This is a genomic window from Flavobacterium sp. FG139 (assembly GCF_057809695.1).
Genome location: NZ_JBMDKL010000011.1, coordinates 20,221 through 32,017, shown reverse-complemented (window position 1 = coordinate 32,017; position 11,797 = coordinate 20,221). Strand labels below are relative to the sequence as shown.

Sequence of the window (11,797 nt, the reverse complement as noted above, 5' to 3'; positions counted from 1 at the left end):
CAAAAACAATTTTAAATCGTAAATCTTTATGAGTAATACATTACTTACATTTGTTATAAAAAAGTGTATTTTAAATGATTTTTATGCATTTTGTCGATAAAATATCTTTTTTTTGAAAAAATTTTAACACAAAATAAAACAATATGATTTAAAAAAATAAAACCCAAAATCTAAAATAACCTAAATTATGAATACACCCCTACTAACCAAATTAATTGGATTTTTATCCACTCTAAAATCACTTGCTATTTCTTGGTATTCTAAAATTAACTTTAGATTACTTACAGCTGAAGAAATATATCTTTTCTTGAAATTTTTCTTTATTCCAGCAATTGTTATCTTGTTATCGCTTATTACTGTTGTTATTATTTACAGAAGATTCCGCTTGGATGCTATAGAATTGCAAAAAAGCGAACTAGACGATACTGTAAATAATTTCTTGACTGATATTATTTTTTTGGATTACACCGATGAAGAAACACTTCAAAAGATTCAGCATTTTCAAGTTGAATATGTGAAAAACAATCCAAAAATTGAACGTTTCATCCTCAACAAATTAATAAGAATAAAAAGAAATGTTCAACAACTTAATCAAGAAAAATTTATCTTCATATATGAGTCTTTTGGATTTAGAAAAATTACTGATAAACTAATAAATAGTTACAGTTGGACCAAAAAATCGCAAGGCTTTTATCATTATCAAATATTAGATCACAAAGAAAAACAACCATTAATTGCTCCTTATTTGGATCATAATAATGGGAAAATTAGATCGAATGCCTTAATTGCTATGATCTCTTTATCTACAGATAATTTTGACATTCTTAACGATTACAGACATGCTATTTCTGAAGCAGATGAGTTGAAAATTTTGGATGTTATTTATCAAAAAGAAACCGTAATTCCTGCCAATATTTCAAAATGGCTGAGAAATAAAAACGAGTCCATTGTTTCACTGGCCATAAAATTAGGGGTTCATTTTAATTATGATTTTACAGAAATCGAAACCAATCATATTCTAAAAACCTACAGTTCAGCAATTAGACGAGAAATTATTTTGGCCCTACGAGCCTTATCAATTGAAGCTGCGGTTGAACCTTTGATAGCGCATTACAATCATGAATCGAACTTGAGAAACAAAATTTCTATCTTAAAAACATTTCAAAAAATCAATAACGATAACACCAAAGAGTTGGCATTAGGGCTATTGTTTACTGAAAAAAATATCGATTTGAAATTTGAAATTGTGAATTGTATTCATCAAATTGATCAAACTTTCTTTCAAAAATTTAAAACTAATGACCAACAAGAACATGAATTAATTAACAGAATGTTGCTTCATCATAGCAATGCTTACTTAAATTAATCATCAACTAACTACCTAACCACTAAACAAAATAAATTGGAATTTTTAGAACATTTAATCAAATCACTGGAATTATTTTTTGGATGTTACTCTATTTTTTACATCTCAATATACTGTTTATTAGGCATATTATCTTTCGTTGAAATTAGACGCTACTATGCGACAGCAAAGTTTTTACATAAAGATGTATTGATAAAATCTAATAACATTGTGGGAGTTTCTATAATCGCTCCTGCATACAACGAAGGTAAAACCATTGTATTCAATGTAAAATCACTCTTGTCACAAGAGTATCCTAAATTTGAAGTTGTTATCATAAACGACGGAAGTACAGATGATACTTTAGAAAAACTTATAGAGGAATTTAGCTTAGTAAAAGTTGATTTCTTTTATCAAGAAAAAGTTAAATCATATCATATTAGAGGACATTACAAATCAACAAATCCGATCTATAACAAACTGCTTGTTATAGATAAAGTCAATAATAAAAGTAAAGCCGATGCTGTAAATGCAGGAGTTAATTCTGCAAAAAATCCTTTATTTATTTGTACTGATGTAGATTGTATTCTCAGAAAAGATACCATAGCAATGCTGGTAAAGCCCTTTATTGAAAGTCCCAAAAAGGTTATAGCATCTGGTGCAGCCATTAGAATCTCTAACTCGTGTGAATTTAAAGAAGGAATGCTCTATAAATCACATTATCCTAAGAACTTTTTTGCCAGATTCCAGGAATTAGAATACATCCGTTCTTTCTTATACGGAAGAATGGCTTGGAGCAGGTTGAACGGACTTTTACTGGTTTCTGGTGGACTTGGAATGTTTGATAAAGAAACTGTAATAGCTGTAGGTGGTTACAAAAAAGAATCTTTGGGTGAAGACATGGAATTGGTCACTAGAATGAGACGTTACATGCATGAAAAGAAAGAACAGTTCGCAATCATATACATACCAGAATCATTGTGCTGGACAGAAGGCCCTTCGGACAGAAAAGTATTTATGAGACAGCGTGTTCGCTGGGCTCGCGGATTAATTCAAAATCTTTACATGCACCGAAAAATGATTTTTAATCCAAAATACGGTATGACATCAGTGGTAGTTATGCCCTATTTTTTACTGTGTGAATTTGCCGTTCCTATATTAGAAGTAGTTGGTTTGATTTTCATCGTTTTAGACATCATGTTCTTTGGTATAAATTATAATTTCTTAGTTATTATTAGTCTGTCAGTATACTTATTTTACACTTTTGTAACGTTAATATCAATTTATTTAGACCAACTTATTTACAAACAATATTCTAATGTTAAAGACATTTTTATATTGATAACCATGGTTTTTTTAGAACCTTTTCTGTACCATCCAATTATTACGTATGCCTCTCTAAAAGGATATTTCAACTTTTTTCTAAATAAAGAAAAAAACTGGGGTGTTATGACTAGACAAGGTTTCAATGAAATAAAATAATATATGAATAAATTATACATTTTACTTGCCATATTACTTTTTTCTGTAGCTGAAAACACAGCACAAAAAATTAACACCGATAGTTTACTAGTAGAAACTAATAAACTCATCAACATCGAAAAAAAATACCCAGAAGCTATTCAGTTAGGATTGAAAGGTATTAAAGCAGCTCCTAATTATTTAGATTTTCATATTGCTTTGGGTAGAAGTTACAAATTCATCAATAAAAAAGACAGTGCCGCATATTACTTCAACTATGTAATCGAAAAAAATCCAAAGTACAAAGAGGCCTTTGGCTATTTAATTCAAATCGAGATTGAAAACAAGAATAATGCCCGAGCACAAGCAATTGTTGATAAAGCTTTAAGTTTATATCCTGATGATAAATCGATGCAACTTCTAAAATTGAAAGTATTAGAAGCTGAAAATGATTCTAATAAAACGATTGACTATCTAAAAGAATTAACCCAAAAATATCCCGAAGACAAGGCATTAAAAGACCATTTATTGGATACCAAATTAAACAGTAAATCTGATAGAATTGGGATAAGTTATAACATCACTAATTTTAGTCGTTCTGGAATTGGACCATGGGATTTTACAAGTGTACAATTCGTTCGCCAACGAAAAAAACTCACTTTAATTGTGCGATACAATTATACCGACCGAAAATATAATGGTATTGTAAGCAGTTCGGGCTCGCTTTTTGAAGGTGAAGCTTATATCAAAACCACCAAAAAAACGTACTCTTTTTTAAATATTGGCGCTGGTAACGACAATGTATTTCCGAAAATTAGGGTAAACTATTCGGCTTATTTTAACCTAGTAAAAGGCTGGGAAAATGAAATCGGTTTCCGCTACAACAAAACAACGAATAATGAAAATTATTCTGGAGTTATTGGTTTAGGAAAATATATCGGTTCGGGTTGGTTAAATCTTCGCTCGTATTTGCAATTAAAAACCGCTAATAAATACCCTTCATTTTCGGCACAATACCGCTACTACACAGATACACGATACGATTTTTTTGCTGCTTCAATCGGCTATGGAACTTCTCCAGACGAACGTGAAACCCTGAGCCAATACGAACAACGAATTTCGTTACATTCTTACAGAATGGGATTAGGCTACTCTAAACTAATCAAAAAAAGATATATCCTAGGAATATCTGCCAATTTTAACCGTCAAGAATACAATTACAACCAATATCAAAGTGAAATCAATACCGCTGTAAACTTGCAGTATGTTTTTTAAGAAAACCCAAAATCCCAACTAACCTAAAAACCTAAAATCTAATGAAAAAAATATTAATCATAGAAGACGATAAAATCATCAAAGGAATCATTGAATTCTTATTAAAAAAAGAAGGCTATACGACCGAATTTGCCTTTGATGGTTTAGCTGGTTTAGAAAAAATAACCACATTCAGTCCTGATCTAATTATTACGGATGTAATGTTGCCCTATAAATCTGGTTTAGAAGTTATTGCTCATAGTAAATCGAGCTTTCCAGACATTCCAATTATTGTAATTTCATCTTTAGGAAAAGAAAACTCTACAGTCGTTGAAGCATTTAAATTAGGTGCCAATGACATCCTTGCAAAACCATTCAACCCAATGGATTTAACTTCAAAAATAAGAACCTATCTAAACTAAACCTTAAAATATGGAAGAATCAGAACCATTAAAATTAGACGTTAAAAATACGTGTTTATTTTTCTTTTTTGGATTGTGTTATGTATTTCCGCTAGGATTATTTTTTCTGACTATCGGACCAACAAGAATGATTTCTGATTATGCTCAAAGTCATTTATGGAAAGAAGAAACTGAAAATACAGTACAAAAAATTGTAATGGTGTTGTTTCTAATTTTAATATTATACTTAACCATTAAATCTATTCGAGTTTTCAATAACCTCCGAAACAACATCATAAAAAAAGTATTGTTAGTAATTTATGCCGTAGTAATGCTTTTTTCTGTTTCGATATTTTGCTTTCAACCCACAGTTTTAATCGATACCGAACGCGTTGATTATGTTAAAAATGAAGACGGAATTGAGTTCCATTTTGGCTCATATCCCGATGACGAAAAATTAGAAGAACTCAAAGCAAAAGGTTATGATGGTGTTATTTCTTTATTGAATGAATTGGTTGTTCCTGCAGAGCCTATTTTAATGGAAAAAGAAGCAGAAAACACCAAAAAAATTGGCATCAAACTAATATCTATTCCGATGCTACCTTGGATAACCAGCAATGATGCATCGGTAGAAAAAATAAAAAAAATAGCTAAGACTTACAAAGGCAAATACTACGTTCACTGCTACTTAGGAAAAGACAGGGCAAGTGTTTTTAAAAACATAGTAACTAATGTCAATAAAAAAATAAGCATAAAAGGCGAAGTAAGTGGTAGAGATATCGATACTTTAGACCATTTTGAAAGAGGTTTAATATTCAAATTAGATGATCACACCTATTTTACGCCTTACCCAACCAAAGAAGAATTTACCAGTTTCATTTTAAACGGAAAAATAAAATCCGTTGTATCTCTTTTTGACCCCAATAATGTGGAAGAAAAGCCAAGATTAGTCCAGGATGGTACCATCATGAAGCAATACAATCAAAAGTATTACAACATGCCACTTCGGGAAAATTTAACTCAAAAAGAACTAAAAAAACTGGCTAAATCGATACAAGCGTTGGAACAACCCATTGTGATGTATGCGTATTCCTCCAAATCTGTAATGGCAAAAAACTTCATGAAAATTTATAAAGAACAATTAAAAAAGTAAAATACAATCTACTTTTTCATAAATGTTTAAAATTTGGCTATTTTTACGGTAACTAAATTTTAAACATTTTTCTTTTGAATTTTCTAGCCCACATCTATCTTTCTGGCAACAACGATTTGCTGAAAATCGGAAACTTTATGGCGGATAGCATTCGTGGGCATCATTATCTAGACTATCCAGACGAATTGCGAAAAGGCATTTTATTACATCGCTACATCGACACCTTTACCGATGCCCATCCCATTTATAGAAAAAGCAAGCACCGATTGCACGAGAAATACGGACATTATTCGGGTGTGATTATGGACATCGTCTACGACCATTTTTTAGCCAAAAATTGGGCTTCCTATTCGGAAATAAAATTGGAACGTTATGCTGAAGAATTTTATCAATTATTGCAAAATAACTTTGAAATTTTAACAGAAAAAACCCAGAAAATGATTCCCTACATGATAGCTCGAAATTGGTTGGTGAGTTATGCTTCGTTGGAAGGTTTAGAAATGATTCTTTTTCAGATGGACCATCGCACCAAACACAGAGCCCATATGCAAGAAGCCATTGTGGAAGTCAAACAATTTTATACCGAATTCGAAGCAGAATTCACCTTGTTCTTTGAAGAATTGCAAAACCATTGCCAAGAAAAATTAGCTGAATTATGAAAAAGATAGTCTTACTGCTATTGGTATTTACAACTTCAACTTTCGGTCAAACCGGACTGGTAACTCCGCATGCTATGGTAGTTTCTGCGCGCGAAGAAGCCTCCGAAATTGGTATAGAAATCATGAAAAAAGGCGGCAATGCTTTTGATGCAATGGTGGCAACCGAATTGGCTTTGGCTGTTTCTTATCCGTATGCAGGAAACATTTCGGGTGGCGGATTTATGGTCTACAGAAAAAATAACGGTGAAATAGGTGCACTAGATTATCGTGAAAAAGCTCCTATAAAAGCCACAAAAGACATGTATTTGGATACCAATGGAAACGTAATTCCAAATTTATCTACCCAAGGTGCTTTGGCTGTTGGGGTACCGGGAACTATAGCCGGAATTTTTGCAGTACATGAAAAATTTGGCAAACTTTCTATTGAAGAAATTATGAAACCTGTTATTGCTTTGGCGCAAAAAGGAGTTGTAGTTACTGAAAAACAATTAAAACAAATTCGATCAAATCAAGCCGATATTATAAAAATTAGTGGCGCTGAAACCTTATATGCTCAAAATTATAAAATTGGAGATACCATTAAATACAATGCGCTTGCAGAAACCTTAACTCGCATCATGAAAAATGGCAAAAACGAGTTTTACCAAGGTGAAACAGCCCAAAAAATAGTGGCGTTTATTCAAAAAAAAGGAGGCATCATTTCGATGGAAGATTTAAGTCAATACGAAGCCAAATGGAGAACTCCAATTACTTTTAAGTACAAAAATTTTAACATTATTTCCATGTCACCACCGTCCAGTGGTGGAATCACGTTGCAACAAATCATGACAATGATTGCACCCTATAATGTTGCTCAACTCGGACACAATTCGGAACGCTACATTCAACTACTTGTGGAAGCCGAACGTAGAGCTTATGCCGACCGAAACTACTTTTTAGGCGATCCCGATTTTGTTAAAATTCCTCAAAAGAAATTAGTACAAAAAAACTATTTGAAACAACGGATGCGTTCGTTCAATTGGGAAAAAGCAACCCAATCATCTGAACTGAATCATGGTGAGATTTCCATTTCTGAAAGTAATGAAACTACCCACTACTCTATTGTGGATGCTGAAGGAAATGCCGTTTCGGTAACGACCACTTTAAATGGTGCTTATGGTTCCAAACTCTATGATGATGAATTGGGCTTCTTTTACAACAATCAAATGGATGATTTTTCGTCCAAACCTGGAGTTCCAAATTCGTATGGTTTAGTCGGTGCTGAAGCCAACAGTATTGAGCCTCAAAAGCGAATGTTAAGTTCTATGACGCCTACCATTGTTGAAAAAAATAACAAACTATTTATGGTTTTAGGAACACCCGGTGGTTCTACTATTATCACTTCGGTTTTACAAACTATTTTAAATGTAACCGAATTCAATATGGGAATACAAGAGGCTGTCAACGCACCACGATTTCACCATCAATGGTTGCCCGACGAAGTTCTTTTTGAACCGAATAAATTTTCGGCATCCATTCTTCTTAATCTCACAAAAAAAGGATACAATATCAATGAAAAATCGGCGCCTGTCATCGGAAAAGTAGATGCTATTTTGGTTTTACCAAACAAAAAGCTAGAAGCTGGAGCCGACAACCGTGGCGATGATAAAGCAGTTGGATTTTAAAAATAGTATATGAATTTCATTACCGATTTAGAAAAAGAAATGCGTGCGCATGCCAATCGAGAAGTGGCCATTCCCATGGAAAATTATATGAAAAATACGTTTTCTTTTTTGGGCATAAAAACCGATCAAAGAAGAACAATTTTCAAAACCAATTACGAAACACACAAAGTAGAAATCAAAATCAATTTTAGAGCTATTGCTTGGGAATTATTTGGTAAAAAGGAACGTGAATTTCATCAATGCGCCATCGATTTATTGGTGAAAGAATTCAAGAAAAACTATGTTGAAGAAGACATTCAAATGATAGAAAATTTCATTACCACCAATTCGTGGTGGGATTCGGTTGATGTGGTGGCTAAATATATTTTGGGTGGCTATTTGCTTCAATTTCCTAATGAAACGTATGCCGTTATAGAACGTTTTTCCAATTCAAATAATATGTGGTTGAATCGAAGTGGCATTATTTTTCAATTGAGTTATAAAGAAAAAACCGATTTTGATTTGCTAAAAGCTGAATGCGAGAAACACAAACATTCTAAAGAGTTTTTCATCCAAAAGGCTATTGGTTGGGCGTTGCGCGATTACAGCCGTTTCAATCCGAGTGGTGTTACCGAATATGTGAATGCAACCAATTTAAAACCTTTAAGTCAACGAGAAGCATTGCGAAACATTCCGTAATTTACATAGCGCCCAATAAGGTCGAAAAAACAACTTTGGTTTCACTTCCAAAAACTTTGGGAGTTTCATAAAAGTAAATCGTTTGCATTACGTTGGTTGTTGAATTCAAACCCGATTTGGTTCTTGTAACGGTATAATTGGTATTCCAGCTTTGATAGGAAACACTATCATAATGCGCTTCATTTGAAACTGTAAATAGAATAGGTTCTGAAATCAGCAATTTCTGAATGAATTGGGTTAACGGAATTTTATCCAAAGAATCTGACGTAAAATCAATCACCAAAGCATTCGGATTTTGAAACAACAAATGAATGTTATCAATCACTTCTTTTTTCAAATCGGCATCCAAACTGGCATCGGTCAACAGTTGAAAGTAGGCAAAGGCATCGGCAACTTTGGTTTTAGAATTATCTTGATACGCATGCAACACTTTAGCCGAAAACTTTTGATTTAACGTGGTAACAGCAGCATCTTTTTGAGCCTTTTTTTCACTTACACTTTCTTGCGTCGCAGATTGAGCTTCGGTTAAAAAGCTACAAAGCAATAGCGCAATACACAACCCGTTCTTAATCATGTTATTCTTGTTTGATTCTGATGAATTGAATTTTATTCGTTGCATCATTTTTTATTTCGATAATCTTCAACTTTTTTAAGGATGCTGTAGGCACAATCAATTTTTGTGAAAACTCTTTTTTATTAAAATACTCGGCACCCAAATCTTCTTTAAGCATAACAATCACTTCCAAATCATCCGAAAGAATCTTATCCAATTGCACTTTTCGGGTTTGCCAATCTTTGATATCCGACACCATAAAGGCTTTAAGCATCATGGCGTAATCATCGGGTTTCAAATTGATTTGCGATACCGGTGCTGCAACAATGCCGTTTGAATTCAGTGGAACCGTTTGAGTTCTGTAAAACGGACTTTGTATCACCAATTTCGTTTTTTCATTGCTGTTGGTTACTTGAACCTTTCCTTCTTTCAATTCCAATTCTTGTTTCACCGAATCGTTGACTTGAAAAACTTTTACCTCATCTGATGCTACTTTTTCATTGGTAAACTCATTTTTCAACTGAATCGTTTTGGTGGTTGGATTGTCTTTTTTAGTGAAAAATAGTATGGCGAATAGTGTTAGAACCACTCCTATTGCGACTAAAACAATTGCTTTTTTATTCGATTTTCTGGCTGGTTCAACTTCTTTGGTTTCGACACCTTTTTCTTCAAAAATAAATTCATCCCAACCCGAATATCCTACCAACTGACAAAGAATATTCAACATATCTTTTCTCGGAATCTTGCTGTTGGTTTCGGGTTTTAGATGCGTGTAAATCCATTTTTCACTAATGGTTTGCTTGCATTGTTCTTCAATTAAAGCAATCAAATTCTGAATGTCTTGCGAGCTGAATGTCTTCCAATTTCCTTGAAAAAAAGGATACTGCTCTTGATATTTCAAAAGCACTTGTTCTTTTAATTCTTGAAATTGCTGCAATTCGGTCATTTCTAATTTCAGTTCAAATGTAAGGGTTACGTTGGTTTTGTTTACTAAAAAACCACTGTAAAACCACTGTAAATGTAAGTAAAAAACTTTACAGTGAGTAGAAAGTGTATTTACCAAACCTACTTTGAAAAGCAGCGGTACTATTGCACCATAAATCTTAAAACACAGATACATTATGAAAACAAATTTGATGACAGCAATCGCACTTTTAACCGCAATTTCATTTGCTAGTGCGCAAGACATGGGAAATGCACAATATGAGAAAAAAGGCAACGCCGATTATGGCAATGGCGGCTATGGTTATGGAAGTTACACCGTGAACAGAGTCAATACCATTCCAACTACATCGAGCAGTCAAGACGAAATGGTCATTGTAATTAAAGGGATTTACAACGAACGTGCCACCGCACAAATTGCCACTTTTGCAGTGCTGCAACTGGGCAAAACGGCCGAAGAAGCGACTTCTTTGATTGACGAACGTATTGGCAATGTGATGCGAGAATTGAGTGCGTTTAACAAAGAAATTGTGGTAGAAACCGATATGATTTCGTTTGTGCCAACCTATGATTATGGCGTTGAAAAAAAGATTTTCAATCCGAAAACCTACAACGAAAAACCATCCGGATTTGAATTGAAAAAGAACATCTTAATCAAGTTTAGAAACAATAACGATTTTGACAAAATACTTTCCATTTGTGGTAAAAACGAAATTTACGACATTGCCAAAGTGGATTATGTGACTACCAATTTTGATCAAGTGAGAAGTGCCATGCAAAAGAAGGCTTTAGAAGTTTTTAAAGATCAAATGGCCAACTATTCCATGATCATGAGTACTGATTTGAATAAAAAAGAAAAAATCATTCAAGAAGGTTTTAATGTAACCTATCCGATGGAAAGCTACAGAAGTTACCAAGCGTTTTCACAAGCCGATGCTAATTTTGATCCGAAAAGTGAAGTGCACAACATTAAGAAAAACACCACCCAATATTACAATCAAGCGTTGGTAAAAGACCATAATTTTGTAGTCAATCCCGACATTACCGAACCAACCATTCAAGCGTTTTATGATATCACCATCAGAATCAAATTGAAAGAAGATCAGCTTCCAAAAAACACTATTATTCGAAACAATCGTTATTACATTATTACAGCAAACGGAGATATTAAATTGTTGAATTTATAAAAATTAGACATGAAAAAATTAACCCTCCTTTTGATCTTTTTAATCAGTAATTTTATCAGTGCACAACATTGCCCGTATGATGGAGCATCGATTGTTATCCTAAAAATTCACACCTTGGAAGATGTAAGTACGATTCCCAATTTGAAAGTAACTTTAGTAAAAAAGAAAAAGAATAAAATAATTAACAGCACCGAATATGTTTTGACTCAATCGAATAGTTTTCCATTTTTGTCTGATGAATACACAGCCATTGTTAGCAATAATTTCGATACCGAAAATTGGTTTGTAAAAATAGAAAGTGCCTGTGAATATGGAGACAATGGCTGGATGAATTATGGAACAACAGAAATAAAGCTAACGCAAAATGATATTTTTTCGTTGTGTGGTAATTACGACAACACGAATTTCTATGATCATAACGAAGGTCGAGTCTACAGTCCTATTGAGGTACTACTTGCAAAGAAGAGTTGCGAAACACCTGAAAACTAAAACCATTAAAT

General features: G+C 33.3%; 12 protein-coding genes. 10 read left to right on the top strand and 2 right to left on the bottom strand.

Annotated elements, in window-relative coordinates; all coding sequences use genetic code 11:
- Positions 1-187: 187 nt before the first annotated feature.
- From ACODSI_RS10570 to ACODSI_RS10535, 8 genes are all read left to right on the top strand, one after another.
- Positions 188-1,366, top strand: coding sequence for a hypothetical protein (locus ACODSI_RS10570; RefSeq protein ID WP_488916821.1), 1,179 nt, complete (start codon positions 188-190; stop codon positions 1,364-1,366).
- Positions 1,367-1,555: 189 nt separating this feature from the next.
- Positions 1,556-2,827: a glycosyltransferase family 2 protein gene (locus ACODSI_RS10565; RefSeq protein WP_488916820.1), complete on the top strand. Its 1,272-nt coding sequence runs from the start codon at positions 1,556-1,558 to the stop codon at positions 2,825-2,827.
- A gap of 3 nt (positions 2,828-2,830) precedes the next feature.
- Positions 2,831-4,081 carry a YaiO family outer membrane beta-barrel protein gene (locus ACODSI_RS10560; RefSeq protein WP_488916819.1) on the top strand — a complete coding sequence of 417 codons (1,251 nt, stop codon included), beginning with the start codon at positions 2,831-2,833 and terminating at the stop codon, positions 4,079-4,081.
- A gap of 41 nt (positions 4,082-4,122) precedes the next feature.
- On the top strand, positions 4,123-4,482 hold the full coding sequence (locus ACODSI_RS10555; protein ID WP_488916818.1) for a response regulator transcription factor: 360 nt from the start codon (positions 4,123-4,125) through the stop codon (positions 4,480-4,482).
- A gap of 10 nt (positions 4,483-4,492) precedes the next feature.
- Positions 4,493-5,614 (top strand): protein-tyrosine phosphatase family protein, encoded by a 1,122-nt coding sequence (locus ACODSI_RS10550; protein WP_488916817.1) that lies wholly within the window; start codon positions 4,493-4,495, stop codon positions 5,612-5,614.
- 74 nt (positions 5,615-5,688) lie between these two features.
- Positions 5,689-6,273: an acyl carrier protein phosphodiesterase gene (locus tag ACODSI_RS10545; RefSeq protein ID WP_488916816.1), complete on the top strand. Its 585-nt coding sequence runs from the start codon at positions 5,689-5,691 to the stop codon at positions 6,271-6,273.
- Positions 6,270-7,937, top strand: coding sequence for a gamma-glutamyltransferase (gene ggt / locus ACODSI_RS10540; RefSeq protein WP_488916815.1), 1,668 nt, complete (start codon positions 6,270-6,272; stop codon positions 7,935-7,937). Before ACODSI_RS10545 ends, ggt begins: the two co-directional genes overlap by 4 nt.
- A 9-nt stretch (positions 7,938-7,946) precedes the next feature.
- A complete protein-coding gene (locus tag ACODSI_RS10535) occupies positions 7,947-8,615 on the top strand; it encodes a DNA alkylation repair protein (protein ID WP_488916814.1) in 669 nt (222 codons plus the stop codon).
- A gap of 1 nt (position 8,616) precedes the next feature.
- On the opposite strand, the gene ACODSI_RS10530 is transcribed toward ACODSI_RS10535, so the two are convergent.
- Positions 8,617-9,189: a hypothetical protein gene (locus ACODSI_RS10530; protein ID WP_488916813.1), complete on the bottom strand. Its 573-nt coding sequence runs from the start codon at positions 9,187-9,189 to the stop codon at positions 8,617-8,619.
- Position 9,190: 1 nt separating this feature from the next.
- A complete protein-coding gene (locus ACODSI_RS10525; protein ID WP_488916812.1) occupies positions 9,191-10,288 on the bottom strand; it encodes a hypothetical protein in 1,098 nt (365 codons plus the stop codon).
- A 1-nt stretch (position 10,289) separates the two neighbouring features.
- Here ACODSI_RS10525 and ACODSI_RS10520 point away from each other — a divergent pair, with 1 nt between their 5' ends.
- Both ACODSI_RS10520 and ACODSI_RS10515 read left to right on the top strand, forming a co-directional pair.
- On the top strand, positions 10,290-11,297 hold the full coding sequence (locus tag ACODSI_RS10520) for an SIMPL domain-containing protein (protein WP_488916811.1): 1,008 nt from the start codon (positions 10,290-10,292) through the stop codon (positions 11,295-11,297).
- A 9-nt stretch (positions 11,298-11,306) separates the two neighbouring features.
- A complete protein-coding gene (locus ACODSI_RS10515; RefSeq protein ID WP_488916810.1) occupies positions 11,307-11,786 on the top strand; it encodes a hypothetical protein in 480 nt (159 codons plus the stop codon).
- Positions 11,787-11,797 lie beyond the last annotated feature (11 nt).